The following is a 26,759-nucleotide window of genomic DNA, read 5'->3' as shown; positions in this document are numbered from 1 at the left end:
GGCCCGACCGTGCTGCCGAATCTTGTCGATGCCGCCGAGGGAGAAGCCGTCTCTCTGATCCCGCTCAGCAAGACGACGCTGGAGGCGTGGCGCGCCGCCGCGGTTCCGGCGCAGCGGGCCTGGGTCGAGGCGCATGGCTTCGTCGCGGAATCGGGCCGCACCCTGGTGCTGCCGGGCGAGGGCGGCCGGGTCGCCGCCGTCCTGGTGGGCCTCGAGGGCCCATTGGACATCTGGGCCTTCGGCGGGCTGCCGACATCGCTGCCGGCCGGCACCTACGCGCTGGCCGATTCGGTGGAGGCGGAGACGGCGACCGCCGCCGCCTTCGGCTGGGCGCTCGGCGGCTATCACTTCAGCCGCTACAAGGGGCCGGAGCGGGCACCGGCCAATCTGGTGTGGCCGCGGGCCGCCGACCGCGCCGCGGTCGAGCGCGCGGCCAGCGCCACCGCCCTGGTGCGCGACCTGGTCAACACCCCGGCCAACGACCTCGGCCCGGCCGAACTGGCCACCGCGGCCGAAGGCCTGGCGAAGGAGTTCGGCGCGCGCTTCAGCGTCATCACCGGCGACGAGCTGCTGACCCGCAACTATCCGATGATCCATGCGGTCGGCCGGGCGTCCAGCCGGGCGCCGCGGCTGATCGACATCGAATGGGGCGACCCGTCGGCACCGAAGGTGACGCTGGTCGGCAAGGGCGTGTGCTTCGATTCGGGCGGGCTGGACCTCAAGGACGCCGCCGGCATGCTGATGATGAAGAAGGACATGGGCGGCGCGGCCCATGCCCTCGGCGTGGCCCGGATGGTGATGATGGCGCGGCTGCCGGTGCGGCTGCGCGTGCTGGTCCCGGCGGTCGAGAACGCGGTGTCCGGCGACGCCTTCCGGCCGATGGACGTCTACCGCAGCCGCAAGGGCCTGACGGTCGAGATCGGCAACACCGACGCCGAGGGCCGGCTGGTGCTGTGCGATGCGCTGGAGGAGGCGTCGTCCGAGACGCCGGAGATCATCATCGACTTCGCCACCCTGACCGGCGCCGCCCGGGTCGCGCTGGGCACCGACCTGCCGGCGATGTTCTCCAACCACGACGCCACCGCCGACGCCCTGTCCGCCGCGTCGCGCCGGGTCGACGACCCGCTGTGGCGCCTGCCGCTGTGGCAGCCCTACAACCGGCTGCTGAAATCCGGCATCGCCGACGTCAACAACGCCCCCGACACGCGCTTCGGCGGGGCCATCACCGCGGCGCTGTTCCTCGAGCGCTTCGTGGCCCCCGCCGTGCCCTGGGTGCATATCGACCTCTACGCCTGGAACGGCGCCGACCGTCCGGGCCGGCCGAAGGGCGGCGAGGCGATGACGATGCGGGCCGTCTACGCCCTGCTGGAGGAGCGTTTTGGAGGCCGGCACTGATTCGATCGATCGCCCCGCCGGCGCCGAGCGGGAGGGCAGCATGTCCGTCGCGCTGACCTCGCTCCAGGCGCTGGAGCTGTGGCGCCATGCCCTGACCGCGGCGGTGCGGCGCGAGGCGCCCGACCTGTCGTCGCGGCAGATCGCGCTGCTGCTCACCATCTACCTGACGCCGGCGCCGCACACGGTGCGCGGCCTGTCCTCGGCCCTGCACATCTCAAAGCCGGCGGTGACCCGCGCGCTCGACCGGCTGGGCGAACTGGACCTGACCCGCCGCACCGTCGATTCGGCCGACCGCCGCAACGTGCTGATCGAACGGACCACGGCCGGCCAGGCCTATCTCGACGGCTTCGCCGATCTGGTGCGCCAGGCGGCGACCATGATCGGGGCGGCGGCGTGAGCATCGACCGCAACCTGGTGCCCTGGCGGCCCGACCTCGCGGCGGAAAGCCTGCGCGGCCTCCACCCGGCGGAACGCTACGCCGCCGGCACGCTGCACCAGGCGATCCGCGGCATCGTGCCGATGCGGTCGACGCCGGACGCATCGCTCGGTCAGGCGACCGAGATGCTGCATGGCGAGACCATCACGGTCTACGAGACCAGGGACGGCTGGGCCTGGGGCCAGCTGACGGCCGACGGCTATGTCGGCTATGTCCAGGCTTCGGCACTGACCGACCGGATCATGGCGCCGACCCATCGCGTCCGCGCCTTCCGCGCCTTCCTCTACCCGGCGCCGGACATGAAGCTGCCGCCGCTCCGCGCGCTCAGCTTCCGCAGCCCGGTCGAGGTGGTGGAGACGGCGAAGGGCTATGCCCGGATCCGCGAGGCCGGCGAACCCGGCGGCTGGCTGGCGGAGGTGACGCTGGGCACGCTGGATGCGGTCGAGCCCGACGTGGTCGCCACCGCGCAGCGCTTCCTCGGCATCCCCTATCTCTGGGGCGGCCGCTCCAGCCTGGGCATCGACTGCTCCGGCCTGGCCCAGCTGGCCCATGCCGCGGCCGGCCTGGCGATCGAGCGCGACACCTACCGCCAGGTGCAGACCGCCGGCACGCTGGTCGGCACCGATGCCAGTGTCGGCCTACGGCGCGGCGACCTGGTCTACTTCCCCGGCCATGTCGGGCTGATGGTCGACGGCGAGACCCTGCTCCACGCCAATTCCCGTGCGATGTGCGTCTCGCTGGATGCCCTCGCCGAGGTCGCCGCCCGGTCCGCAGCGGCCGAGGGCAAGGGCATCGTCGCGGTGCGGCGCTTCGAATAGCGCCGGGTCAGGTCTCGCTGTGCGCGATCACCTTCACGGCGCGGCGCCCACCAGTTCCTCGCTTTTCGCCCAAAGCTGCCTGGCTTTGCCGGCGTCGAGCGCATACGACCGCACGCCGTCGGCAAACGGGTTGGGCGTGTCATTGACCGGCGCGACCGCGCAGTCCTCGAGATAGCGCCCGCCGATCTCGTCCTTGTCGGCCGCGACTGCGGCCCAGACCGATGTTGCCGCCGCCTGCGGGATGCCTTTCAGCTCCGCCGGCGGAAGCCCTGCGTCGGCGCGAGCCTTGCCGACGGTCTCGAACAGGCCTTGCAGATCCTCCTGCGCGAGGTGGCGGGGGAGATCGGTGAGGCTGTTCCCGGGCATCACCGCGGCAGCGCGGATGCCGCGATGGCGATGCCGCCGGTCGAATTCCACTGCGAAGAGAGCGTTGGCGGTTTTCGATCGACCATAGGCGACCCATGGGTCATAGGCCTGATGCTGGAAATTCGGGTCATCCAGGTCGACATCGGCGACGCGATGGGCCTGGGACGACAGCACCACCAGGCGTCCGTCGTCGGCCAGCAGCGGCTCGATCCGATTGATCAAAGCGAAATGGCCGAGATGGTTGGTGCCGAACTGGACTTCGAAACCATCGACCGTCCGGCCGAACGGCGTCGCCATGACGCCCGCATTGGCGACGATGGCATCGAACAGCCTTCCGTCAGCCAGCAGTTTATCGGCGCAGGCACGAACGCTCTGCAGGGATGCCAGATCGAGCTCGATCAACTCCAGGCTGCCGCCGCCTTGCGATGCGGCGTCACGCACCGATGCGGTGGCCGGCCCGGCCTTGGCGAGGTTCCTGACCGCGCCGACGACGCCGGCGCCGCGAGCGGCCAGCGAGCGGGCGGTTTCGAGCCCGATGCCCGACGATGCGCCCGTCACCAGAAATCGCTTTCCCCTGAGATCGACGCCGGACAGCACCTCGTCGGCGGTCGACGTCGCACCGAATGTCTCGGTCATCTCTTTTCCTTTGCGAGTATCGGATGTCAGCCCCGGTCTTCGAGGCTCAGATCTGCAAGCCGCCGGCCACGTCGATCATGCTGCCGGTGATGTAGCCGCCGTTCGGCCCCGCCAGAAAACAGACGAGGGCCGACACTTCTTCGAGCGTCGCGATCCGGCGGATGGGGTGCAGGTCCATGACCGCGGCGGGGAGCTTGTCGCGCACCTCGGCCGCCATGTCGGTCGGCATGATGCCGGGCTGGACGATGTTGACCGTGATGTTGCGGCCGCCCAGGTCGCGGGCGACGCCCTTGGCATACCCGGCGATGGCCGCCTTGGTTCCCGCATAGTCGGCGACGCCGGTGAACGGGATGCGGCTGCCCAGCAGGGAGCCGATGAAGATGATCCGACCGCCATCCGGCAGCAGGGGCGCCGCCACCCGCGTCGTCGCCACCGCGCCCATGACGTTGATCTGCCACTGGCGATCGAGATTGACCGTGTCGAGATCGGGATCGTCGACCGTCCTGCCCTGCACGGCGATCGCCGCATTGTTGACGAGGATGTCGAGCCTGCCGAGCTGCGCGACGACGGTGTCGACCAGCGGCCTGGCCGCCTCCATGTCGGCCTGGTCGCTGCGGATCGCGAGGGCCCGGACGCCCTTCGCCTTCAGCCTTTCGGCCACGGCTTCGGCCTTCGCGGCCGATGCGACGTAGCTGATCGCAACATCCGCCCCCTGGTCGGCCAGCGCCTCCGCCACGGCGGCGCCGAGCCCCCGCGAGCCGCCGGTCACGAGGGCGACCTTGCCCTTCAGAATGTTCGACATGAGAACCCCTTGTGTATGCGATGAGGGCGCCGCCTCAACCTTGGGAAGCAGCGCTCTCTTTTACGTAATGGTCATTACGATAACGACTGGTATGAAATCTGGACAGCGGCTGTCAAGTGGTTTAGTAATGACCGTTATGGAAAAAGGGCTGGGGCGGTCTGATGGGACGCCATCGCGAATTTGACGTGGAGAAAGCGCTCGACGCCGCGCTGTGCGTCTTCTGGCGCAAGGGCTATGAGGGCGCCTCCTACGCCGACCTGACCGAGGCCGCCGGCGTGGAGAGGCCTGCCCTCTATTCCGCCTTCGGCAACAAGGAGGCCCTCTTCCGCCGGACCCTGGATCGCTACTCCGAGCGATATCTGGGCTACCTTCCGGAGGCGCTTCAGCTGCCCACGGCGCGCCAGGTTGCGGCGCACATCCTGGTCAATGCAGCCGACCTCAATACGCGGTATCCCGACCATACCGGGTGTTTCGGCATCAATGGGGTGCTGGCGGGGTCGGATGACGCGGAACCGGTGCGGCAGGCGCTGATCGATTTTCGCGCGGCGGCTCAGGCGCAGCTGCGGGACCGCTTCGAACGGGCGAAGGCCGAGGGCGACCTGCCGGCGACGGCCAAACCCGATGCCCTTGCGGCATTCGTGATGGCTGTCACCCATGGCATGGCGGTGCAGGCCAAGGCCGGCTTCAGCCGCGACATGCTGGAGGCCGTTGCCGAGCAGGCGCTGTCCACCTGGCCGACCGGGGGTTCCGCACTTTTGGGAAAGTCATCCTGACCCTAAGTGAGAAGCGCGTCGGCCTGGCGGTCGAGAGGGACACCTACCGCCAGGTGCAGACCGCCGGCACGCTGGTCTGCACCGATGCCGATGTCGGGCGGGACTCCCTCGCCGAGGTCGCCGCCCGGTCCGAAACGGCCGAGGGCGAGGGTATCGTTCGCGGTGCGACGGTTGAGTCAGTAGCCCCGGGGAGGTGGGTTCCTACAGTTGGCGCGGCCACGCCTGCGCCCCGTGCAGGAGTCGCAAGATGACCACGATATCGGGCTCGACGCGGTAGGTGATCACATAGGGCGTGCCATCGACCACCAGCTCGCGCGTACCTCTGATCCGGCCGGGTCGGCCCATGTGTGGATGCTGGGCCAATCGCAGTATGGCCGCCTCGATGGCGTCGCCCATGTCGATCGCGGCCCAGGGATTTCTTTCTCCGATGTAAGTCAGCTGGCTGTCGCGATTTGCCTCGGCGGCCGGCAGCCATTCGATCTTCACTCGGTTCGCTCACCGGCGCGCTTCATCAATTCGGCGCGCTGTCGACGCCACTTCGCCGAGATATCCTCCTGTGGGATGCGCTCCACCGTGGGATTGTCGGCTTCGCGCATGCCCTGTTCGACTTCGGCGCGGAACCATGCGTCATGCTCCCGCGCTGCGCGCTGCCGCGTCACGAAATCTCGCATGAATTCGCGGATGATCTGGGACGCGGGCCGATGCGTGGCCGCCGCCTCGGCCATGAACTGCTCACGCAGCTCCGACTCCAGCTTGAGGGAGAACATCGCTTCCTTCGACATGGCTGCCTCTCGAGTACCTACGAGGTATATACCATGTCATGACGCTGCCGCCAATCGGCGGCAGCCATCTTAATATCCCCGCGACCGGTCGACCACGTCGTCCATCGGCTCGCCGCGTTCGAAGCGGGCGACCTGTTCGGCCAGGCGCAGCGTCGCGTAATGGGCGTTGTTGCTGGCGGCGATGTGCGGCGTCAGCACGATCTTGGGATGAGTCCAGAACGGATGGTCCGCCGGCAGCGGCTCGGTCCGGAACACGTCCAGCACGGCGCCGGTGAGATGGCCGGAGTCCAGCGCCGCGATCAGGTCGGCATCGACCAGCTGGGGCCCGCGCCCGGCATTGACCACCCAGGCGCCCTGCGGCAGGGCGGCGAACAGCCTGGCGTCCAGGATATCCTCGGTCTCCGCCGTCAGCGGCAGCAGGCAGACCAGGATCTGCGACCGGGCCAGGAAGGCGGTCAACTGCGCCGCGCCGGCGAAGCTCTCCACCCCCTCGACCGCCTTGGGCGACCGGCTCCAGCCGGCGACCCCGAAGTTCAGCCCCTTCAGCGCCCGCGCCACCGCCCCGCCCAGCGTGCCGAGGCCGAGGATGCCGACCGTGACGTCGCGGGCCAAAGGCTGGTCGTGCTGCTGCCAGCGCCGCGCCGCCTGGTGCTCGCGATAGGTCCGGGCCTGGCGGTGGATCGCCAGCACCTGCTCCGCGACATATTCGATCATGCCCTCGGTCAGGCTGAGGTCGACCATCCGCACCAGCGGCACCCCAGCCGGCAGGGTCGGGTCCAGCAGCATCGCATCGATGCCGGCGCCGAGCGAATAGATCACCTTCAGATTAGGCAGCCCGGCCAGCATCCCCGCCGGCGGCTTCCAGACGATGGCGTAGTCGATCTCGGCGGGTTCGCCGATCTCGGGCCACACCCGCACCTCCAGTGCCGGCATCGCCTTGCGCAGCGCCGGCAGCCACTGGGCGGGATCGTCGGTGGCCGAGGCGAAGACGGCGACGGGCATGGCACGGATCTCCCTGGTCTCTGGATTCTATGATGGACGCCTGGCGGCCGGCATCGCAGCCAAATCGCCGATCCCGCGGGTTCCGGCAAGCCCGGTCGCGACCGATCGTCCGCAGGACAGCCCCGCACTGGCCGCCAGGGCCGCGGCGGTGCTATCGCCTTATCCTGCATTCCCCGCCCGTCCTCCATCAGGGATCCAGCTGATGACCAAGCGCCTGCTCTCCGCCCTTGCCGCGGTCGCCCTGTCCTTCGCCTCCCTGGCCGCCCAGGCGCAGGACGTCACCGTCGGTGCGCTGACCATCGAGCAGCCCTGGAGCCGGGCGACGCCGCCCGCGGGCAAGACCGGTGCCGGCTACCTCACGATCGAGAACAAGGGCGCCACCGACGACCGCCTGACCGGCGCCGCGATCGACCCGGCGATTGCTGACGCGGCCGAACTCCACACCATGACCATGGACAATGGCATCATGCGCATGCGCCCGGTCGATGGCGGGCTTGCGGTGCCGGCGGGGCAGACGGTCGCGCTGTCGCCGGGCGGCGTGCACATCATGCTGGTCGGCCTCAAGGCGCCGTTGAAGCAAGGCACCCGGGTGCCGCTGACCCTGACCTTCGAAAAGGCAGGCACCGTCAGGGTCGAGCTGGATGTCGGCAAGGCCGGCGCGGCCGGTCCGGCCGGGCATTGATCCGGGCAGCCTTAGTTCTGCGGAAATCTGTGTTGAAACAATAGAATAAGCAAATTTCCGACGTATATGGTGAAGATTTATCTCGGCTGATGACAATCGGCCGGTGACGGCTTATCTCATTCCGGACGATCACCTTTCGGCCGGACGGAACTCCCGCCCTTCGGCCCGGCAAAGGGGAGAGAGGCCATGCCCGATATCGCCCTGGCGCGGAAATTCTATGCCGCCGACGAGATCGCTCTCGACAAGGAGGCCGCGGTCTTCGCACTGATGTGCGATTCCGCCGCCATCCTGGCGCGGCAGGAGGCGATCCTGGCCCCGGTGGTCGAGCGCATCGTGCTCGGCGCCATGGATTTCAGCGATGCGCTCGCCCGTCTGCTGGCCACCAAGCTGGAATGCGACACCGCCTGCCATGACCGGCTGCTGGCGCTGGCGGCGGAGGCGATGCGCGCCGACCCGGCGATCGCCGGCCATGCCGTGCTCGACCTCGACGCCATCAAGGACCGGGACCCGGCGGCGCGCGACCATCTGACGCCGTTCCTGTTCTTCAAGGGCTTCCACGCGCTGCAATGGTACCGGATCGGGCACTGGCTGCACGGCCAGGGGCGCACGGCCCTCGCCAACTTCCTGCAGAGCCGGGTGTCCGAGAGCCTCGCGGTCGACATCCACCCGGCCGCCCGGATCGGCTGGGGGCTGCTGATCGACCACGGCACCGGTGTCGTGATCGGCGAGACCGCGGTGGTCGGCAACGACGTCTCGATCCTGCATGGCGTCACCCTCGGCGGCACCGGCAAGGAAAGCGGCGACCGCCATCCCAAGGTGCGCGACGGCGTGCTGATCGGCGCCGGGGCCAAGATCCTCGGCAACATCGAGATCGGCGAGGGCGCCAAGATCGGCGCCGGCAGCGTGGTGTTGACCGACGTGCCGCCGCACCGGACGGCGGTGGGTGTCCCCGCCCGCATCGTCGGTTCGTGTTCGGAGCCGCTTCCTGCTTTGACCATGGATCACTCGATCCCGGTTCCTCCGGGCATCGACTTCGTCATCTGACGACATCAGGTTAGGCTCTCCTCCCTCCGCGCTGTCGTGGAGGGAGGAGAGCCGCCATGACCGACAGCTTCGATCTCGACGCCTATCTCCGCCGCATCGGCCAGGACGGCCCGGTGGCGCCCGACCTCGGGACGCTGCAGGCGCTGGTGCGGCGGCACACGGCGACGATCGCCTTCGAGAACCTCGATTCCTTCGGCGGCCAGGCGCCGCGGCTGGACCTGGATTCGCTGCAGCGCAAGCTGGTCCAGGGCCGGCGCGGCGGCTATTGCTACGAGCAGAACCTGCTGCTGCGGGCGGCGCTGGTCGCGATCGGCTTCCGCACCTCGATCCGTCTCGCGCGGGTGCTGTGGGGCCAGGCCGAGGATCACATCGGCCAGCGCAGCCACATGCTGTTGCAGGTCGATCTCGCCGACGGGCCGCGGATCGTCGATGTCGGCTTCGGCGGGCAGACCCTGACCGGCGTGCTGCGGCTGGAGCCCGACCTCGAGCAGCCGACGCCGCATGAGCCGTTCCGCCTGGTCCGGCTCGAGGACGGGTTCAAGCTGCAGGCGCTGATCGGGGCGGAATGGAAGTCGCTCTACCGCTTCGACCTGCAGGCGCAGCAGCCGATCGATTGCGAGGCGCCGAACTGGTACGTCGCTACCCATCCGGACTCGCATTTCGTCACCGGCCTCAGCGCCGCGCGGGCGGCGGAGGGGGGGCTACACCCTGCGCGATGCGGATTTCGCGGTCCACCATCTCGGCGGCGGCACCGAGCGGCGCCGGCTGGCCGATGTGGACGAGCTGAAGGCGATGCTGGCCGGGGTGTTCGGCCTGGCCCTGCCGGACAGGCCCGGCCTGGACCGGGCCCTGGCGCGGCTGTTCGCGGGGGCGCCGGCTACGCCCCGGTGATCCAGTCGAAGATCAGCTTGACGTTCAGCACGATGATCACGGCCGAAACGCCCCAGGCCGTCCATTTCAGCCAGGCTGGGTTGGCGAAGCGGCCCATCTTGGCGCGGTCGCTGGTGAAGGCGACCAGCGGCACCACCGCGAAGGGCAGCTGCAGGCTCAGGATCACCTGGCTCAGCACCAGCAGGTTGGCGGTGCCGCTCTCGCCATACATCGCGGTCACGATCACGGTCGGCACGATGGCGATGCCGCGGGTGATCAGCCGCCGCACCCAGGGCCGCAGCCGGATCGAGAGGAAGCCTTCCATCACGATCTGGCCGGCCAGGGTGGCGGTCAGCGTCGAATTCTGGCCGGAGGCGAGCAGCGCCACCGCGAACAGCGTGCTGGCGATGCCGACGCCCAGCACCGGCGCCAGCAGCTGATACGCGTCCTGGATCTCGGCGACGTCGGTGCGGCCGCTGGTGTGGAAGGCGGCGGCGGCCAGGATCAGGATCGCGGCGTTGATGAACAGGGCGATCATCAGGGCCACGGTCGAATCGATGGTGGCGAAGCGGATGGCCTCGCGCTTGCCGGTGTCGGTCCGCTCATAGGCCCGGGTCTGCACGATCGAGGAGTGCAGGTAGAGGTTATGCGGCATCACCGTCGCGCCGATGATGCCGATGGCGATGTACAGCATCATCGGGTTGGTCACGATCTCGGACGACGGCAGGAAGCCGCGGGCGACATCGGCCATCACCGGCTGGGCCAGGATCAGCTCGACCAGGAAGCAGCCGGCGATGATCACCATCAGCCCGATGATGAACGCCTCTAGGTGCCGGAAGCCGCGGTTCTGCAGGTACAGCACCACCATGACGTCCAGCGCGGTCAGCACCACGCCCCACAGCAGCGGAATGCCGAACAGCAGCTGCAGCGCGATCGCGGTGCCGATCACCTCGGCCAGGTCGCAGGCGACGATCGCGATCTCGCACAGGAACCACAGTGCGATCGCCACCGGCCGCGGATAATGGTCGCGGCAGGCCTGGGCCAGGTCGCGCCCGGTGACGATGCCCAGCTTGGCCGACAGAGCCTGCAGCAGGATCGCCATCACGTTGGACAGCAAGATCACGAACAGCAGCGTGTAGCCGAAGGCCGAACCGCCGGCGAGGTCGGTCGCCCAGTTGCCCGGGTCCATGTAGCCGACGGCGACGAGGTAGCCGGGGCCGGCGAAGGCGAACAGCTTGCGCAGCCAGCCTGCGCCATGCGGGATGGCGATGCTGCGATGGACCTCGGGCAGGCTCGGGGCCGTGGGGTCGGTGCGCCAGCCGGCGCCGGAGGGGCTGCCCTGCGGGCCGACGTCGTGGGCAGTGATATCGCTTCTCATCATGCGCGCTCGTTCACTTCCGCTTCCGCACGATCTCGCCTCCGGTCGAATGCCGGCTACCGATCGATGATCTGTCCTTATAATGTAGCCACGGCTAACTTCTTGGCAAGCGTCATAACCTTGTCATTTCCGGTCCCGTCAGTATGATGCGCCGCAAAATGCGCCGGCCCCTTCCAGGGACAGACGAGATGGATGACCAGGATCGCCTCGCCGACACCGAGCTTCAGGCCGCCGGCTTCAGCCGCGTGCGCCAGGCCCGGCAGACGGAGACGGCGGAAGACTATGTCGAGATGATCGCCGAGCTGATCGACAGCCAGGGCGAGGCGCGGATCGTCGAGCTGGCGGAGCGATTCGGTGTGGCCCATGCCACGGTGAACAAGACCGTGGCCCGGCTGCAGCGCGAGGGGCTGGTCAGCGCCCGGCCCTACCGCTCGATCTTTCTGACCGATGCCGGCCGGGCGATGGCCGATGCCTGCCGCAAGCGGCACCGCATCGTGGTCGAATTCCTGAAGTCGATCGGGGTCAGCGACGACGTCGCCGAGATCGATGCCGAGGGCATCGAGCACCATGTCAGCGAAGAGACCCTGGCCGCCTTCGAGCGCCTGGTGGTGCCGAAGGCCTGAGGTTAGTGCCTGAAAGAGGCGTGTTCTCGAATCGAGGGCACGCTATACAGGCTTCATGGGATTCGGGGTCTTCATCCACCGCTCAGATTCGATCTACGACGACAGCCCTGCTGAGCGGTATCAGTTTCCCAGCCAGTATCTCGGTCGTGTCCAGGCCTGCGCCGGCGACTGGATCATCTACTACGAGCCTCGAAAGGTCGCGGAGACGCGCGGCTACTTCGCCGTCGCGAAGGTGCAGCAGGTCATTTCCGATCCCGCGGCCTCCGGCATGTACGTCGCTTTGATCGAGCCCGGAAGCTATCTCGACTTTGCCAGCCCCGTCCCGTTTAACGATGTCGATGGAGTGGTGGAGCGAGGCGTGCTGAACGAGCAAGGACGCATATCCGGCCGAGCCCAATCGGCCGTGCGGCCGCTTTCTCCCGGCGACTTCAACCGGATCGTCGCCCTGGGCCTCGACCAGAGCGAGCCCGTGCTGCCGCGTGTTGGCGAGGCTGCTCCGCCCCTCGGATTCCAGGAGGAGCAGGCACCGGTGGAATTCGAGCAGACCCGCGACAGGGTGAGTTCCATCACCTCACGGATCGTGCGGGACCGGGTTTTCCGTCGGGTCGTCCTGCGGGCCTATGACGAGCGCTGCGCGATCACCGGTCTCAAGCTGATCAATGGTGGTGGCCGCGCGGAGGTCGCCGCTGCTCATATCCGGCCGGTCGAGGCGAGTGGTCCTGATATTGTCAGCAACGGGATCGCCCTGTCCGGGACGGCGCATTGGATGTTCGATCGCGGGCTGATCAGCCTGGGCGATGACCTGGAGATCCTGATCTCACGCCAAGCCAACGACCAGGACAGCATCCGCGCCTTCATCAACCGGACCGGCCGCGCGCGGTCACCCCAGCGACCGCTGGACCGGCCGCATCCACATTTCCTGCAGTGGCATCGCGAGCACTGCTTCAAACAGTGATGCGATGCGGCGACATCATCAACCCGACGCCAGCGCCGTTCCCGCAGCCGCGGCCTTCACCGCGTCGATGAAGGCGCGCAGGGCGGGGGCCATCTGGCGCTGCTGCGGATAGCACAGGAACAATCCGGGGAAGGTCGCGGACCAGCGTTCCAGCATCGGCACCAGCCGGCCCGCGGCGATGTCGCCCGCCACCGTCTGCTCGACCGGGAAGGCGATGCCGATGCCCTGCAGGGCCGCGCGCCGCGCCATCTCCTTGTCGTTGACGATCAGGGGGCCGTCGACCGCGACCGAGAACCAGCTGCCGTCCTCGAAGAACTCCCAGGCATAGGGCGTGGCGCGGCCCGGCCAGCGCCAGCGGACGCAGCGGTGCTGCACCAGGTCGCGCGGATGCTCCGGCCGGCCATGGGCGGCGAGATAGGCGGGGGATGCCACCGCGACCTGGCGCATTGCCGGGCCCAGGCGGACCGCGACCATGTCCCGTTCGATCACCTCGCCGATGCGGATCGCGGCATCGAAGCCGCCGGCGACGATGTCGATCACCTCGTCGCCGAGGGTGATGTCGAGCACCACATCCGGATAGGATTCGGCGAAGGCCGCCAGGATCGGTTGGATGAAGCTCTCCGCGGCCGAGCGGAAGGCGTGGATGCGCACCGTGCCGGCCGGGCGTTCGCGATAGCGCCGCACCTGGCCGATGGCCTGGCTCAGCTCCGCCACCACCGGCCGCACCCGGTGCAGCAGGTTCTCGCCGGCATCGGTCAGCGCGACACTGCGGGTGGTGCGGTTCAGCAGCCGCACCCCGACGCGCTCCTCGAAGCCGCGCACCATCTGGCTCAGGGCCGAGGGCGAGACGCCGAGCATCTCCGCCGCCCGGCTGAAGCTCAGCAGGTCGCCGACGGCGACGAAGGCCCGCAGCTGGTTGTAGTCGCTGCCCGACAACAGGGGATCCATGGCCCAATCAACCGCTTTTAAGGTCAGCTTACAAGCGCTGTCAGAGCGGCGTGCATTCTGAAGGCGGGCGGCCGGGCCTATTTCAGGGGTCGCACAAAGGAGACCTCTTATGAAGACCTGGTTCATCACCGGCATTTCCCGCGGCCTCGGGCTGGCGCTGGCCAAGGCTGCGCTGGCGGATGGCGACACCGTCATCGGCACCGTCCGAAGCGGCGCGCCCGATCTTTCGGCCAAGGCGGGGACGCTGCATGTCCTGGCCCTCGACCTCGCCGACGGCGCCGCGGCGGAGGCGGCGGTCGAACGCGCCTTCGCCCTGGCCGGCCGCGTCGACGTGATCGTCAACAATGCCGGCTACGGCCTGCTCGGCGCGGTCGAGAAGGCAGATGACGCGGATGTGGCCCGGCTGTTCGACGTCGACGTGTTCTCGCCGTTCCGCATCATCCGCGCGGCCCTGCCGCATCTGCGGGCTCAAGGGGCGGGCCACATCGTCAACATCACCTCGATCGCGGGCCGCGCTCCCGGTCCCGGCTCCAGCCTGTACGGCGCGGCGAAGCATGCCCTGGAAGGGCTGAGCGTGGGCCTGGCGCAGGAGGTCGCGCCGCTCGGCATCAAGGTGACCGCGGTGGCGCCGGGCGCCTTCCGGACCGACTTCCTGTCGACGCATTCGATCCGCAAGAGCGAGGCGGAGGGCGCGGCCTATGCGGCGAGCGTCGGGCGCAGCGCGGCCGCATTCGACACCATGGCCGGGAAGCAGCTCGGCGATCCCGACCGGGCGGCGCAGGCGATCCTCGCGGCCGTCCGGTCGGACAATCCGCCGCTGCACCTGCTGCTGGGAAGCGATGCCCTGCTGCGGGCCCAGACCAAGCTGGACGCGCTGATCGAGGAGATGAACCGCTGGGAAGAGGTGACCCGCAGCACCGATTTCCCGGCGGCCGAACCGGCCTGAGATCCGTCGGCAGGGGAGGGGCGGCCGTCAGGCCGCCTTCTTCGCCTCGATGTAGTCGACCGACTGCATTTCCATCAGCCGGCTTTCGGTTCGGGCGAATTCCAGGGCGTGGCTGTCGCCGGCATAGAGCTGGGTGACCGGGGCCTCGGCGGCGATCACCACCCGGCGGCGGGCCTCGTACAGGCTGTCGATCAGCACGATGAAGCGCTTCATCTCGTTGCGCCGGGCCTCGGTGAAGCGCGGCACGCCCTCGATGATCACGGTGTGGAAGGCGGCGGCCAGGGTCAGGTAGTCGGCGGCGCCCAGCGGCCGGCCGCACAGCGCGTCGAAGTCGCACCACGCCACGCCCTTCGCCGCGCGCGGCACCTCCAGGGTTCGCGCGCCCGGGACGGGCAGGGTGACGGCTTGGCCCTCGGCGCCGTCGGTCAGGTCGGCGAACAGCCCGGCCAGCGCCTTGTGCGCCATGGCGCCCAGCGGCGAATGGTAGACCGGCCGGCCGCGCAGCCGGTCGAGGCGGTAGTCGCGGCCGCCATCCAGCTGCACCACCTCCAGCTTCTTCTTGATCATGGCGATGAAGGGCAGGAAGCGGTCGCGCTGCAGCCCGTCCTTGTACAGGTCGTCCGGCGGCCAGTTCGAGGTGGCGACCACGATCACGCCCAGGCCGAACAGCGCCTGGAACAGCCGGCCCAGGATCATGGCGTCGGCGATGTCGACGACGTGGAACTCGTCGAAGCACAGCAGCCAGGCCTCGGCGGCGACGCGGCGGGCCAGCGGCGGGATCGGGTCGGCGTCCCCCTCGGCGGCGGCGCCGGACTGGCGCCATTCATGGATGCGCTGGTGGACCTCGAGCATGAAGGCGTTGAAATGCACGCGGCGCTTGCGCGGCACCGGCGTGGTCTCGAAGAACAGGTCCATCAGCATCGACTTGCCGCGCCCGACGCCGCCCCAGAAGTAGAGGCCGCGCGGCGGGTCGGCCGCCGGCTTCTTCCTGCCGAAGCCGAGCCTGGCGAGCAGGCCGTTGCCGGCCTCGGGATCGGGTGGGGTGTAGCTGCGCAGCTGCCGGTGCAGCCGCTGCAGCTTCTCGGCCGCCGCGGCCTGGGCGGGATCGGCCCGCAGCGCGCCGTCGGCGATCCGGCGGCGATAGAGGGCGAGCGGTTCGTCGTCTGGCGCGGCAATGTCGGGCATGTCGCAGCGTGCTTAGCCCAAGCCCCGGCGAAATTCCAGGGTGAGGCGGCGCATCCCTGGGCTGACTCCGGGGGAGGCGTCGAGCGTCCGGCTGTGGGTTGGGTTCGCCCTCGGCGAACCCAACATCGCGACGTCAGTGCATGAAGAGGTGTTGGATTCGCCAAAGCGAACCCAACCTACCCGATCGTTTTCTCACACCACCCGGATGTTCTTGAACTGCCAGGGGTCTTCGGTGTCGATGTCCTCGGGGAACAGCTGGCCGCGGCCGTCCAGCGGGGTCCAGTCGGTGAAGGCGCCGGCGAGTTCGCCGAGATAGGGCGCCGCCACCTCCAGCACCCGCTCATGGTCCATCTCCTCGGGCTCGACCAGCCCGCGGTCGGGGTTCTCGATCGCCCAGACCAGCCCGCCCAGCACCGCCGCCGTCACCTGCAGGCTGGTGGCGTTGTTGTGCGGCGCCAGCTCGCGCGCCTCGCCGATGGTCAGGCGCGAGCCGTACCAGTAGGCGCCCTTGGCATGGCCGGCCAGCAGCACGCCCAGCTCGTCCATGCCCTCGATGATCTCGTCCATCATCAGCCGCTTCTCGGGCTGCAGCTCGTAGTTGCGGCCGGCGAACTCATGCACCGACAGCACCGCGTCGTCGGACGGGTGGTAGGCGTAGTGCACCGTCGGCCGGTATTCCGGCTGGGTGCCCGATCCGACCGTGAGGTAGTCGGCCAGCGAGATCGCCTCGTTGTGGGTGATCAGGAAGCCGTGGATGGGCCCGGCCAGCGGGGTCCAGGTCCGCACCCGGGTCGCGGCGCCGGGGCGGGCCAGCCAGATCGCCGCCTGGCTGCCCTTCTCGTGGCGGTGGCCATCGGCCGGGAAGTGGCGCTCATGGCTGCCCCAGCCCAGCTCGGCCGGCTGGCAGCCCTCGCCGACGAAGCCGTCGATCGACCAGGTGTTGACGAATTCGCCCGGCTTCTTCGGGAAGCGGGCCACCTGGGTGTCGCGCTCGGCGACATGGATGGTCTTGACCCCGAGCGTCTGCGCCAGTGTCGCCCAGCCGGCGCGGTCGGCCGGCACCGGCGGCTCGAAGCCGGTGGCGGCGGCGATGTTCAGGAGCGCGCGCTTGGTGAAATGCGAGACCAGGCCGGGATTGGCGCCATGGGTCACCACCGCGGTCGGCGCGCCGGGGGCGCGGCCCAGCGCCAGCGCGGCCTCGCGCAGCGCATAGTTCGACCGGTCGGCCGGGCCGAGATCGGGGTCGGTGTAGCCGCCGAGCCAGGGCTCGATGCAGGTGTCGATGTAGAGCGCCCCGTGCTGCCGCGCCAGTTCGATCAGCGCCACCGAGGAGACGTCGACCGACAGGTTGACCAGGGCGTCGCCCGGGCCGAACAGGGGTTCCAGCAGGGTCCGGTAGTTGCCGCGCGTGACCGGTTCATGGATGAAGCGGACGCCGAACAGCTCCGCCTCTTTCTGGCCTCTCGTCTCCGCCGTGACGATGGTGACGCGATCGGGGGTCAGGGTCAGGTGCCGCAGCAGGAGCGGCAGCACGCCCTGGCCGATCGAGCCGAAGCCGACCATCAGGATGCGGCCGGTGAAGGGTGTGCGCGCGGGATGGGTCATTTTAGGGAAACACTCCTCGAGTGTGTGGTGCGTTCAAGATCGCTCCGTGAGGTGGACGGGTCTTGGCAGACTGGGCGGGTGATATGAAAAAAGCGCCGGGGTCACCAGCGCTTTTTTGTGACGTTTTGAGGTGGATCGGCGCTGTTCAGCCGGCGCGTTCGAGCATCAGCTTCTTGATCTCGCCGATCGCCTTGGCCGGGTTCAGTCCCTTCGGGCAGGTCTTGGTGCAGTTCATGATGGTGTGGCAGCGGTAGAGGCGGAACGGATCCTCCAGCGCGTCCAGCCGCTCGCCGGTCATCTCGTCCCGGCTGTCGGCGATCCAGCGATAGGCCTGCAGCAGCACCGCGGGGCCGAGATACTTGTCGCCGTTCCACCAGTAGCTCGGGCAGCTGGTCGAGCAGCAGAAGCACAGGATGCACTCGTAGAGGCCGTCGAGCTTCTCGCGCTCCTCCGGGCTCTGCTGCCGCTCGCGGTCCGGCGGCGGCGGGCTCTCGCTCTGCAGCCACGGCTTGATCGAGGCGTACTGGGCGTAGATGTGGGTCAGCTCGGGCACCAGATCCTTCACCACCGGCAGATGCGGCAGCGGGTAGATCTTGACGTCGCCCTTCACCTCCTCGATCGGCTTGAGGCAGGCCAGGGTGTTGGTGCCGTCGATGTTCATCGCGCAGGACCCGCAGATGCCCTCGCGGCAGGACCGCCGGAAGGTCAGGGTCGAGTCGATGTCGTTCTTGATGTGGATGATGGCGTCAAGAACCATCGGCCCGCAGCGCGACAGGTCGATCTCGTAGGTGTCGAGCCGGGGATTCTCGTCGGTGTCAGGATCCCAGCGATAGACCTTGAAGCTCCGCGGCGTCTTGATCTCGCCGGGAACCCGGATGGTCTTGCCGGGCTGGACCTTCGAATTGCGGGGGAGGGTGAATTCGGCCATGTCGTCCTCGGGTCGCACTCGACCTTTGTTCCGGCGCCGGGCCACGATCACAGCCCATTACCAACCTTGTCATCCCCGCGAAAGCGGGGATCTCTTGCCTACTCGTTCAGCGAGTCGAACAGATCGGCCCAGGCCGGATTGTCCTTCTCGATCAGCTCGACCTTCCATGTTCTCCGCCATTTCTTGATCTGCTTCTCGCGACGGATGGCCGCTTCCGCGTCATCGTGCCGTTCGATCCAGACCAGGCGTCCGACGCCATAACGTGTCGTAAACCCCGGAACGATCTTGTTTCGATGCTCCCAGGCCCGCTTCGGGAGATTGGACGTGACACCGGCGTAGAGCACACCGTCCTTCCGGCTCGCCATGATGTAGACGAAGAAGGATTTGTCCATCCGAGTTCCCGAGGAGATCCCCGCTTTCGCGGGGATGACGGCCAAGAGAGACGAACTCCAGAGTTGATGGCGGTGAACAGGTTGGCCTTCGTATCCTCCGTCAGTACACCCGCGGCTTCGGCGGGAAGCTCTGGACTTCGTTGGTCATCGGCTGGAGATGGACCGGGCGATAGTCGATGCGGGTCTTGCCGGCCTCGTCGATCCAGATGACGCTGTGCTTCATCCAGTCGACGTCGTTGCGGTCGGCGAAGTCCTCGCGGGCATGGGCGCCACGGCTCTCCTCGCGGTTGACCGCCGACCGGATGGTCGACACCGCGTTGATCATCAGGTTCTCGAGCTCCAGCGTCTCCACCAGGTCCGAGTTCCAGATCAGCGACTTGTCCTCGACGCCCAGGCCCTTCTGCTTGTCCCAGGTGACGTCCATCTTCTCGCAGCCCTCGGCCAGGGTCTGGCCGGTGCGGAACACGGCGGCGTCGTTCTGCATCGTCCGCTGCATCTCCAGCCGCAGGTCGGCGGTGCGGACCTCGTGCTTGGCATGGCGCAGGCGGTCGAGGCGGTCGAGCGCGAACTGGCCGGCATTGGCCGGGGTCGGCTTGTGGGTCTGGCCCGGCTTGATGATCTCGGAGCAGCGGATCGCGGCGGCGCGGCCGAACACCACGAGGTCGAGCAGCGAGTTCGACCCCAGGCGGTTGGCGCCGTGCACCGAGACGCAGGCGGCCTCGCCGATCGCCATCAGCCCCGGAACCACGCGGTTCGGGTCGGCGGCGGTCGGGTTGATCACCTCGCAATGCACGTTGGTCGGCACGCCGCCCATGTTGTAGTGCACCGTCGGCAGGACCGGGATCGGCTCCTTGGTCACGTCGACGCCGGCGAAAATCTTCGCGCTTTCGGCGATGCCCGGCAGGCGGTGGTGGATGATGTCGGCGTCGAGATGCTCGACATGCAGGTGGATGTGGTCGTTGTTCGGCCCGACGCCGCGGCCCTCGCGGATCTCGATGGTCATCGACCGGCTGACCACGTCGCGCGACGCCAGGTCCTTGGCCGAGGGGGCGTAGCGCTCCATGAAGCGCTCACCCTCGGAATTGGTCAGGTACCCGCCCTCGCCGCGCACGCCCTCGGTGATCAGGCAGCCGGCGCCGTAGATGCCGGTGGGGTGGAATTGCACGAACTCCATGTCCTGCAGTGGCAGGCCGGCGCGGGCGGCCATGCCGGCGCCGTCGCCGGTGCAGGTGTGGGCCGAGGTGCAGGAGAAGTAGGCCCGGCCGTAGCCGCCGGTCGCCAGCACCGTCTGGTGGCCGAGGAAGCGGTGGATGGTGCCGTCGTCCAGGTTCCAGGCCATGAGGCCGCGGCACACGCCCTCGTCGTCCATGATCAGGTCGAGCGCGAAATACTCGATGAAGAACTCGGCGTCATGTTTCAACGCCTGTTGATACAGGGTGTGCAGCATGGCGTGGCCGGTGCGGTCGGCCGCGGCGCAGGTGCGGTAGGCGCGGCCCTTGCCGTATTCGGTGGTCATGCCGCCGAAGGCGCGCTGGTAGATCTTGCCCTCTGCCGTACGGCTGAAGGGCATGCCGTAGTGCTCAAGTTCGATAATCGCAGGGACCGCTTCGCGCACCATATATTCGATCGCGTCCTGGTCGCCCAGCCAGTCCGACCCCTTGATGGTGTCGTACATGTGCCAGCGCCAGTCGTCCGGCCCCATGTTGCCGAGCGCGGCCGAGACGCCGCCCTGGGCCGCCACGGTGTGGCTGCGGGTCGGGAACACCTTGGTGATGCAGGCGGTCTTCAGCCCCTTCTCGGCCATGCCGAAGGTGGCGCGCAGACCCGCGCCGCCGCCGCCCACCACGATGACATCGTAGTGGTGATCGATGATGGTGTAGGACGCAGGCATGGGGTTATCCCAGAATGGCGATCTTGAGGACGGAGACGATCATGGCCGCCCCCAGGAACAGGGCCAGGCCCTTGGTCGCCAGGTCGGCGATCAGCTTGGTGTGGTGGCCGTGGACGTAGTCCTCGTAGACCTCGGTCACGCCATTGGCGGCATGATGCAGGCCGATGGCGATGAACAGGATGAACAGGGCGGCGTTGATCGGGTGGCCGATCCAGGCCCGCAGCTCCGGCAGCGGCGCGCCGAGATGGGCGATCACCGCGATCACGAACCAGATGGTCAGCGGGATCAGCGCCAGCGCGGTGACGCGCAGGGTGCGCCAGTGCAGGAAGCCGGATTTGGCCGAGCCCAGGCCGCGGGCCTGGCCCAGCGGGGTGCGGAGCGAGGTGTCCTTGGTCGTCATCACCACACCACCAGACCGACGATCCAGGCCAGCACCGTGAGCACGCCGGTGGCGATCAGCACGGCATAGCCGGTCTTCTGCATGGTCGGCAGGTCGTAGCCATAGCCGGCGTCCCAGGCGAGGTGCCGGATGCCGGCGCAGAGATGGTAGAACAGCGCCGCCGACCAGCCGAACAGCATCAGCAGGCCGAGCCAGGAGCCCAGGAACCACTGCGCGTTCTCGAAGGCGGCGGGGCCGGCGGCGGCGGCGATCACCCACCACGCCAGCAGCACCGAGCCGACGGCCAGGGCGCAGCCGGTGATGCGGTGGAAGATGGACAGCGCGCTGCTGATCTGCGGGCGGTAGATCTGCAGATGGGGCGACAGAGGCCTCGGCCGTTTCTGAGGAACTGCCTCGGAGGCGGACATGCGGACTTACTCCGATGCGCAAAAAGGGCATCCAGACACGGCGCGGCCAGTCGCGAACGAGCCTGAACGGGTCGTCAGTGACTTACGCGCCGCACTGCAGCAAGTCAACGAACTGCCCTGGTTTATCAAGTAGATGCGAGTGGTTCTCAACTAGCCCCGGACGCTAACCCCGGACGCGCTCGGCGATGATGCGGTCCAGCGCCACCAGCCGTTCCGCCTCGCTGACATGCAGCGCCTCGACCAGCCGGCCGTCGACCACGGTGACGCCGCGGCCGGCGGCCAGGGCCGCGGCATGGGCGGCGATCACCCGATGGGCGTTCTCCACCGCCTCGACCGTCGGGGCGAAGGCGGTGTTGGCGGCGGCGATGGTCTTGGGGTGGATCAGCGATTTGCCATCGAAGCCCAGCGCCGCGCCCTGGCGGCACGACTCGGCGAAGCCGGCCTCGTCCTCGAGGTCGAGATGCACGCCGTCGATCACCGCCAGCCCGTAGGCCCGCCCGGCCAGCAGGCACAACCCCAGCGCGGTCAGCAGTGGCTGCCGCCCCGGCTCATGCGCCGCGCGCAGATCCTTGGCCAGGTCCGAGGTGCCGAGGATCAGCCCGGCCACGCGCCCCCCGGCGAGGCGTGGCGTGGCCCCGGCGATGGCGGCGGCGTTCAGCACGCCCAGCGGCGTCTCGATCATGCACCACAGGGCCAGGCTGTCGGGGGCGCCGGCGGCACTCAGGGCCGCCCCGGCCTCGCGCACCGTCTCCGGCCGCTCGACCTTGGACAGCACGACGCCGTGGGCATCGCTGGTGGCGATGGCGGCCAGGTCGTCCGCGCCCCAGGGCGTGTCCAGGGCGTTGGCGCGGATCAGCACCTCGCGCGGGCTCCAGCCCCCGGCCTGGGCCGCGGCCACCACCCGGTCGCGGGCCTCAGCCTTGGCCTCGGGCGCCACCGAATCCTCGAGGTCGAGGATCAGCCCGTCGGCCGGCAGGGTCCGGGCCTTCTCCAGCGCGCGGGCATTGGCGCCGGGGACGTAGAGCAGCGAGCGGCGGGGGAGGATCATCGGGTGCACCTCTCTGACTCTCTACCTGTCATTGCCGGGCCTGACCCGGCAATCCAGAAGATGTCGACAGTTTCTGGATGCCCGGGTCAAGCCCGGGCATGACAGATCAAAAGTCTCAGGACGCGGCAAACGGGTTCCTGATGGTCAGGCCGTCGATGCTTTGGCCGTCCTGCATGTCCTCGGAAAACAGCGTCCGGCACCCCGACTGCAGCGCCGACGCGACGATCAAGGCGTCGTAGAGGTTGAGGCCCAGCCGAGCGGCGATCGCGAGCGCGGCATCGTGGGTCTCGACCGTGATCGGCACGACCGGCGGGCAGAGGGCACGGATCGCGGACAGCGCCTCGCCGATCTCGTCCCAGGACATCCCGAGCTTGCGGCGGCCGACGGAGGCGAACTCGTTCAGCACCTGCACGCTGATCACGCCGCCGGAGGCGAGGAGCGCTTCCGCGATGGCGCTGCGGCTGTCGTCCTGGGCGATCGCGTAGAGCAGGATGTTGGTGTCCAGGAACGCGTCAGCGGCCATTGGCCTCCTCGCGGTCGAAGCGGAACCCGGGCGGCAGGGGTCGCCGCAGGGCGCGGAGCCGGTCGAGCGCCTCACTCCGGCTGCGGTCCCGGTCCACCAGGAAGGTTCGGTCGGCGGCGATGTGGATCTCGACGTCGTCGCCCTCCTTCAGGCTCAGCGCCTCGACCACGGCGGCGGGCAGCCGCACCGCCAGGCTGTTCCCCCATTTGGCTACACGCATGACATCACCATGATATACATGTCTCTATGTATATCATGAGGCTGCGCACGGGACAATCCTGCCCAGCGGCCGAAGCCGTGACCGCGGTCACAGTGATTTCACGATGGACGGCGTACATCTGTCTTCGGGCCTAGAGCCCGAGGACAAAGGTCATGATGCTCCGCACGATTATCTGGGTTTATGGCGTGATGTTGCTGCTCGGTTTCTATGTGGGCGCCACGCCCCTCTGAGAGACCGATCTGAGCCGTCGCCGCCGCGAGACCGCGTCTCAGGCCGACTTGGCCTTCCCGAGATCGAGATAGTACCGCATCAGCCGGATGGCGGCTTCCTCGTCCCAGGCGGCGCCGCCCTCCTGCCGGCCGATCACGGTGCCGTCGCGCCCGATCAGCAGCGTGGTCGGCAGGCCGCGGGCGCCGAACAGCGCCGGCGACCGCCCGGCCGGGTCGAGATAGGCGGCCAGCGCCGCGATCTTGTTCTGGGCGAAGAAGGGCTGCACCTTGGCCAGCCCCTCGCGGTCGATCGACAGCGCCAGCACCGTGAAATCCGGCCCGCCCAGCTTGGCCTGCAGCCGGTCCAGCGCCGGCATCTCCTTGACGCAGGGGGCGCACCAGGTCGCCCACAGATTGACCAGCACCACCTTGCCCTTGAAGTCGGCGAGACGAAGGGTGTTGCCCGCGGCGTCGGAGAAGGTAATCTCCGGGGCCGGCTCCGTCCGGTCGGCCAGGACGAAACTGGCGACGGCGCCGCCCAGGGGCGGCCGGCCCTCCGGGGTCCGCTGCGTCCACCAGGCCGCACCCGCCGCCAGCAGCAGTACCAGGCCGGCCACGCCCCCGGCGATCGTTCCTCTTCTGCTCATCCGGTCCGCTCCCCATGCCCGATCCGACCCAGCCTGCCGCCCCCGTCGTGCCCGACAAGGGCACCAATCCCATGTGGGGCGGCCGCTTCGCCGCCGGCCCGGCTGCGATCATGGAGCGGATCAATGCCTCGATCGGCTTCGACCGCAAGCTCTGGGCGCAGGACATCGCCGGGTCGCGCGCTCATGTCGCAATGCTCGCCGCCCAGGGCATCGTTCCCGCCGAAGACGCTGCGGCGATCACAGGCGGCCTCGACCAGATCGAGCAGGAGATCGCCGAGGGCCGGTTCGAATTCAAGACTTCGCTCGAGGACATCCACTTCAACGTGGAGTCGCGGCTGACCGAAATCATCGGCCCGGCCGCCGGCCGGCTGCACACCGCGCGCAGCCGCAACGACCAGGTGGCGACCGATTTCCGCCTGTGGGTGCGCGACGCCTTCGACCGGCTGGACCAGGGGATGCAGGCGCTGCAGGCCGCGCTGATCGGCCAGGCCGAGGCGCATGCCGACACCATCCTGCCCGGCTTCACCCATCTCCAGGTCGCCCAGCCGATCGTCTTCGGCCATCACCTGCTGGCCTATGTCGAGATGCTGGGCCGCGACCGCAGCCGCGTCGCCGATGCCCGCGCCCGGGCCAATGAATGCCCGCTCGGCGCCGCCGCCCTGGCCGGCACGCCCTACCCGATCGACCGGCACATGACCGCCGCGGCGCTGGGCTTCGACCGGCCGACCGCCAATTCGCTCGACAGCGTGTCCGACCGCGACTTCGCGCTCGACTACCTCGCCACCGCGGGCATCTGCGCCATGCACCTGTCGCGGCTGGCGGAGGAGATCGTGTTCTGGTCGACGCCGCAGTTCCGCTTCATCCGCCTGTCCGACGGCTTCTCGACCGGCTCCTCGATCATGCCGCAGAAGCGCAACCCGGATGCGGCCGAGCTGGTGCGCGGCAAGACCGGCCGCGTCTTCGGCGGCCTGGCCGCCCTGCTGACGGTGATGAAGGGCCTGCCCCTGACCTACCAGAAGGACATGCAGGAGGATAAGGAGCCGGTGTTCGACGCCGACGACACGCTGATGCTGTGCCTGGCGGCCCTGACCGGCATGGTCGAAAGCTGGACCGTCAACCCGCAGGCGATGCGCCGGGCCACCGAGGCGGGCTTCCCGACCGCCACCGACCTGGCCGACTGGCTGGTGCGAACCCTGGGCGTGCCGTTCCGCGAGGCGCACCACATCACCGGCCATCTGGTGAAGCTGGCCGAGGACAAGGGCTGCGGCCTGTCCGACCTCAAGCTGGCCGAGATGCAGGCGGTCCATGCCGGCATCACCGATGCCGTCTACGCCGTGCTGACGGCCGAGGCCTCGGTCGCCAGCCGCAAGAGCTTCGGCGGCACGGCCCCCGACCGGGTGCGCGAGGCCGTCCGCACCGCAAAGGAGCGTTTCCTGTGAAACCGTCCGTCCTCCTGCGTCTCCTCCTCGCCGCCACCCTTGCCTTCGGCCTCGTCGCCTGCGGCAAGAAGGCGGCGTCGGTCAGCGCACCCGACCCCAAGACGTCGGCCTACCCGCGGGGCTATCCCTCCACATGACCGCTTTTTCCTATCGCAACGGCGCCCTCTTCGCCGAGGACGTCGATCTCGCCGCCGTGGCCGCCCAGGTCGGCACGCCGGCCTATGTTTATTCCTCGGCGGCGCTGGTCGCGAACTATCGCGCCTATGTCGACGCGCTGGCCGGCCTGCCGATGTCGGTCTGCTTCGCCGCCAAGGCCAATTCCAACCTCGCCGTGCTGCGCACCCTGGTGCGCCAGGGGGCCGGGGTGGACGTGGTCTCGACCGGCGAGATGCAGCGGGCGCTCGCCGCCGGCTGCCCGGCCGACCGCATCGTCTTCTCCGGCGTCGGCAAGACGGCGGAGGACCTCGAGGCGGCGCTCCTGGCAGGCATCCACCAGATCAACGTGGAATCGCTGCAGGAGCTGGAACTGCTGTCCCAGGTCGCGGTCCGGGTCCGGCGCGACGCGGTGGTGGTGTTCCGGGTCAACCCCGACGTCGACGCCAAGACCCACGCCAAGATCTCGACCGGCCGCAAGGGCGACAAATTCGGCATCGAGCTGGAGGACACGGCCGCGGCGTTCGAGCGGGCGCACATCCTGCCGGGCGTCCGCCCGGTCGGCATCGCCGCCCATATCGGCAGCCAGCTGCTCGACCTGTCGCCCTATCGCGACGCCTATCGCCGCCTGGCCGAGCTGGTGCGCGAGCTGCGCGGCGCCGGCCATGTGGTCGAGCGGCTCGACCTCGGCGGCGGCATCGGCATCTCCTACAAGGGCGACGCGGCGCCGTCGCTGGCCGACTACGCCCGGATCGTGCGCGAGACCGTCGGCGACCTCGGCTGCAGCCTGATGGTCGAACCCGGGCGGTCGATCTGCGGCGACGCCGGCGTCCTGCTGTCGCGGGTGATCTTCATCAAGCCGGGCCGGACCCGCAACTTCGTCATCCTCGACGCGGCGATGAACGACCTGATCCGCCCGGCGATGTACGACGCCTGGCACGGCATCGTGCCACTGCGCCAGCCGGCGGAAGGCGCGGTGGAGGCCGAATTCGACGTGGTCGGCCCGGTGTGCGAAAGCAGCGACACCTTCGCCAAGGGCCGGGCGTTGCCGCCGCTGGCCGCCGGCGACCTGGTCGCCTTCACCGGCGCCGGCGCCTATGGCGCGGTGATGGCGTCGACCTACAACACCCGGCCGCTGGTGCCGGAGGTGCTGGTCGACAAAGACCACTTTGCCATCGTCAGAAAACGGCCCACATTTGAAGAGATGGTCGCTGGAGAGAGCCTGCCGCCCTGGCTGGCATGACGGAGGTTTGAGG

General features: G+C 68.9%; 29 protein-coding genes and 1 pseudogene. 12 read left to right on the top strand and 18 right to left on the bottom strand.

Going from position 1 to position 26,759, the window contains the following annotated elements; genetic code table 11:
* The first annotated feature begins 9 nt into the window (after positions 1 to 9).
* The 3 genes from AB4112_RS31145 to AB4112_RS31135 are packed head-to-tail and all read left to right on the top strand — an operon-like array spanning position 10 to position 2,649.
* A complete protein-coding gene (locus tag AB4112_RS31145) occupies positions 10 to 1,395 on the top strand; it encodes a leucyl aminopeptidase family protein (protein ID WP_441725443.1) in 1,386 nt (461 codons plus the stop codon).
* Positions 1,396 to 1,435: 40 nt separating this feature from the next.
* Complete coding sequence (locus AB4112_RS31140) at positions 1,436 to 1,792, top strand: MarR family transcriptional regulator (protein WP_309801736.1); 357 nt, start codon at positions 1,436 to 1,438, stop codon at positions 1,790 to 1,792.
* Positions 1,789 to 2,649: a C40 family peptidase gene (locus tag AB4112_RS31135; protein ID WP_441725440.1), complete on the top strand. Its 861-nt coding sequence runs from the start codon at positions 1,789 to 1,791 to the stop codon at positions 2,647 to 2,649. Before AB4112_RS31140 ends, AB4112_RS31135 begins: the two co-directional genes overlap by 4 nt.
* 33 nt (positions 2,650 to 2,682) lie before the next feature.
* On the opposite strand, the gene AB4112_RS31130 is transcribed toward AB4112_RS31135, so the two are convergent.
* Both AB4112_RS31130 and AB4112_RS31125 read right to left on the bottom strand, forming a co-directional pair.
* On the bottom strand, positions 2,683 to 3,651 hold the full coding sequence (locus AB4112_RS31130; RefSeq protein ID WP_441725437.1) for an SDR family NAD(P)-dependent oxidoreductase: 969 nt from the start codon (positions 3,649 to 3,651) through the stop codon (positions 2,683 to 2,685).
* Between the two features lie 46 nt (positions 3,652 to 3,697).
* A complete protein-coding gene (locus AB4112_RS31125; RefSeq protein ID WP_441725434.1) occupies positions 3,698 to 4,453 on the bottom strand; it encodes an SDR family NAD(P)-dependent oxidoreductase in 756 nt (251 codons plus the stop codon).
* A gap of 161 nt (positions 4,454 to 4,614) precedes the next feature.
* Here AB4112_RS31125 and AB4112_RS31120 point away from each other — a divergent pair, with 161 nt between their 5' ends.
* Complete coding sequence (locus tag AB4112_RS31120; RefSeq protein ID WP_441725431.1) at positions 4,615 to 5,226, top strand: TetR/AcrR family transcriptional regulator; 612 nt, start codon at positions 4,615 to 4,617, stop codon at positions 5,224 to 5,226.
* A 201-nt stretch (positions 5,227 to 5,427) separates the two neighbouring features.
* Here AB4112_RS31120 and AB4112_RS31115 read toward each other — a convergent pair whose 3' ends face one another.
* The 3 genes from AB4112_RS31115 to AB4112_RS31105 form a co-directional block, all read right to left on the bottom strand.
* Positions 5,428 to 5,712, bottom strand: coding sequence for a type II toxin-antitoxin system RelE/ParE family toxin (locus AB4112_RS31115; RefSeq protein ID WP_441725428.1), 285 nt, complete (start codon positions 5,710 to 5,712; stop codon positions 5,428 to 5,430).
* Positions 5,709 to 6,008, bottom strand: coding sequence for a hypothetical protein (locus tag AB4112_RS31110; RefSeq protein ID WP_441725425.1), 300 nt, complete (start codon positions 6,006 to 6,008; stop codon positions 5,709 to 5,711). Before AB4112_RS31110 ends, AB4112_RS31115 begins: the two co-directional genes overlap by 4 nt.
* A gap of 69 nt (positions 6,009 to 6,077) precedes the next feature.
* Positions 6,078 to 7,010 carry a 2-hydroxyacid dehydrogenase gene (locus tag AB4112_RS31105; RefSeq protein WP_441725422.1) on the bottom strand — a complete coding sequence of 311 codons (933 nt, stop codon included), beginning with the start codon at positions 7,008 to 7,010 and terminating at the stop codon, positions 6,078 to 6,080.
* Positions 7,011 to 7,212: 202 nt separating this feature from the next.
* Here AB4112_RS31105 and AB4112_RS31100 point away from each other — a divergent pair, with 202 nt between their 5' ends.
* From AB4112_RS31100 to AB4112_RS31090, 3 genes and pseudogenes are all read left to right on the top strand, one after another.
* Complete coding sequence (locus AB4112_RS31100; protein ID WP_441725419.1) at positions 7,213 to 7,692, top strand: copper chaperone PCu(A)C; 480 nt, start codon at positions 7,213 to 7,215, stop codon at positions 7,690 to 7,692.
* A gap of 186 nt (positions 7,693 to 7,878) precedes the next feature.
* Complete coding sequence (gene cysE / locus AB4112_RS31095; RefSeq protein WP_441725417.1) at positions 7,879 to 8,736, top strand: serine O-acetyltransferase; 858 nt, start codon at positions 7,879 to 7,881, stop codon at positions 8,734 to 8,736.
* A 56-nt stretch (positions 8,737 to 8,792) separates the two neighbouring features.
* Positions 8,793 to 9,377, top strand: a pseudogene (locus AB4112_RS31090) (arylamine N-acetyltransferase family protein); the annotation flags it as partial.
* Positions 9,378 to 9,613: 236 nt separating this feature from the next.
* Here AB4112_RS31090 and AB4112_RS31085 read toward each other — a convergent pair.
* Entirely contained in the window at positions 9,614 to 10,987 is a 1,374-nt protein-coding gene (locus tag AB4112_RS31085; protein WP_441725414.1) for an Nramp family divalent metal transporter, read from the bottom strand.
* 185 nt (positions 10,988 to 11,172) lie between these two features.
* On the opposite strand from AB4112_RS31085, the gene mntR reads away from it, so the two are divergent.
* Together mntR and AB4112_RS31075 are read left to right on the top strand one after the other, a co-directional pair.
* Positions 11,173 to 11,607, top strand: coding sequence for a manganese-binding transcriptional regulator MntR (mntR, locus tag AB4112_RS31080; protein ID WP_309801718.1), 435 nt, complete (start codon positions 11,173 to 11,175; stop codon positions 11,605 to 11,607).
* A gap of 55 nt (positions 11,608 to 11,662) precedes the next feature.
* The gene (locus AB4112_RS31075) at positions 11,663 to 12,562 is read left to right on the top strand and encodes an HNH endonuclease (RefSeq protein ID WP_441725410.1); all 900 of its coding nucleotides are present in this window, start codon (positions 11,663 to 11,665) and stop codon (positions 12,560 to 12,562) included.
* Positions 12,563 to 12,580: 18 nt separating this feature from the next.
* Here the strand turns inward: AB4112_RS31075 and AB4112_RS31070 are convergent, their stop codons facing one another.
* Positions 12,581 to 13,510, bottom strand: a complete 930-nt coding sequence (locus AB4112_RS31070) for a LysR family transcriptional regulator (protein WP_441725407.1) — start codon at positions 13,508 to 13,510, stop codon at positions 12,581 to 12,583.
* 109 nt (positions 13,511 to 13,619) lie between these two features.
* Between AB4112_RS31070 and AB4112_RS31065 the strand changes: the two genes are divergently transcribed.
* A complete protein-coding gene (locus tag AB4112_RS31065) occupies positions 13,620 to 14,456 on the top strand; it encodes an oxidoreductase (RefSeq protein WP_309801716.1) in 837 nt (278 codons plus the stop codon).
* Between the two features lie 27 nt (positions 14,457 to 14,483).
* Here AB4112_RS31065 and zapE read toward each other — a convergent pair whose 3' ends face one another.
* The 11 genes from zapE to AB4112_RS31010 all read right to left on the bottom strand — a co-directional run bounded on the left by zapE (position 14,484) and on the right by AB4112_RS31010 (position 23,911).
* Positions 14,484 to 15,641, bottom strand: a complete 1,158-nt coding sequence (gene zapE / locus AB4112_RS31060; protein ID WP_441725403.1) for a cell division protein ZapE — start codon at positions 15,639 to 15,641, stop codon at positions 14,484 to 14,486.
* A 192-nt stretch (positions 15,642 to 15,833) separates the two neighbouring features.
* The gene (locus tag AB4112_RS31055) at positions 15,834 to 17,246 is read right to left on the bottom strand and encodes a homospermidine synthase (RefSeq protein ID WP_309801712.1); all 1,413 of its coding nucleotides are present in this window, start codon (positions 17,244 to 17,246) and stop codon (positions 15,834 to 15,836) included.
* 145 nt (positions 17,247 to 17,391) lie between these two features.
* A complete protein-coding gene (locus AB4112_RS31050) occupies positions 17,392 to 18,174 on the bottom strand; it encodes a succinate dehydrogenase iron-sulfur subunit (RefSeq protein ID WP_441725400.1) in 783 nt (260 codons plus the stop codon).
* 98 nt (positions 18,175 to 18,272) lie between these two features.
* The gene (locus tag AB4112_RS31045; protein WP_441725397.1) at positions 18,273 to 18,566 is read right to left on the bottom strand and encodes a GIY-YIG nuclease family protein; all 294 of its coding nucleotides are present in this window, start codon (positions 18,564 to 18,566) and stop codon (positions 18,273 to 18,275) included.
* 100 nt (positions 18,567 to 18,666) lie between these two features.
* A complete protein-coding gene (gene sdhA, locus AB4112_RS31040) occupies positions 18,667 to 20,457 on the bottom strand; it encodes a succinate dehydrogenase flavoprotein subunit (protein ID WP_309801710.1) in 1,791 nt (596 codons plus the stop codon).
* A 4-nt stretch (positions 20,458 to 20,461) separates the two neighbouring features.
* The gene (sdhD, locus tag AB4112_RS31035; RefSeq protein ID WP_309801709.1) at positions 20,462 to 20,857 is read right to left on the bottom strand and encodes a succinate dehydrogenase, hydrophobic membrane anchor protein; all 396 of its coding nucleotides are present in this window, start codon (positions 20,855 to 20,857) and stop codon (positions 20,462 to 20,464) included.
* Positions 20,857 to 21,264 (bottom strand): succinate dehydrogenase, cytochrome b556 subunit, encoded by a 408-nt coding sequence (gene sdhC / locus AB4112_RS31030; RefSeq protein WP_441725392.1) that lies wholly within the window; start codon positions 21,262 to 21,264, stop codon positions 20,857 to 20,859. Before sdhC ends, sdhD begins: the two co-directional genes overlap by 1 nt.
* Positions 21,265 to 21,427: 163 nt before the next feature.
* Positions 21,428 to 22,312, bottom strand: coding sequence for an HpcH/HpaI aldolase/citrate lyase family protein (locus tag AB4112_RS31025; protein WP_441725389.1), 885 nt, complete (start codon positions 22,310 to 22,312; stop codon positions 21,428 to 21,430).
* Positions 22,313 to 22,427: 115 nt separating this feature from the next.
* A complete protein-coding gene (locus AB4112_RS31020) occupies positions 22,428 to 22,835 on the bottom strand; it encodes a PIN domain-containing protein (RefSeq protein ID WP_441725386.1) in 408 nt (135 codons plus the stop codon).
* Positions 22,825 to 23,055, bottom strand: a complete 231-nt coding sequence (locus AB4112_RS31015; RefSeq protein ID WP_309801705.1) for an AbrB/MazE/SpoVT family DNA-binding domain-containing protein — start codon at positions 23,053 to 23,055, stop codon at positions 22,825 to 22,827. Before AB4112_RS31015 ends, AB4112_RS31020 begins: the two co-directional genes overlap by 11 nt.
* 268 nt (positions 23,056 to 23,323) lie before the next feature.
* Complete coding sequence (locus AB4112_RS31010) at positions 23,324 to 23,911, bottom strand: TlpA family protein disulfide reductase (RefSeq protein WP_441725383.1); 588 nt, start codon at positions 23,909 to 23,911, stop codon at positions 23,324 to 23,326.
* A 14-nt stretch (positions 23,912 to 23,925) separates the two neighbouring features.
* Between AB4112_RS31010 and argH the strand changes: the two genes are divergently transcribed.
* Both argH and lysA read left to right on the top strand, forming a co-directional pair.
* Positions 23,926 to 25,350: an argininosuccinate lyase gene (gene argH, locus AB4112_RS31005; RefSeq protein ID WP_309801702.1), complete on the top strand. Its 1,425-nt coding sequence runs from the start codon at positions 23,926 to 23,928 to the stop codon at positions 25,348 to 25,350.
* Positions 25,351 to 25,483: 133 nt separating this feature from the next.
* Complete coding sequence (lysA, locus tag AB4112_RS31000) at positions 25,484 to 26,746, top strand: diaminopimelate decarboxylase (RefSeq protein WP_309801701.1); 1,263 nt, start codon at positions 25,484 to 25,486, stop codon at positions 26,744 to 26,746.
* Positions 26,747 to 26,759 lie beyond the last annotated feature (13 nt).

This window comes from Inquilinus sp. 2KB_23, from assembly GCF_052115705.1.
In the GTDB taxonomy this organism is placed as follows: domain Bacteria; phylum Pseudomonadota; class Alphaproteobacteria; order DSM-16000; family Inquilinaceae; genus Inquilinus; species Inquilinus ginsengisoli_A.
This window is presented reverse-complemented; position numbering and strand designations above follow the sequence as displayed.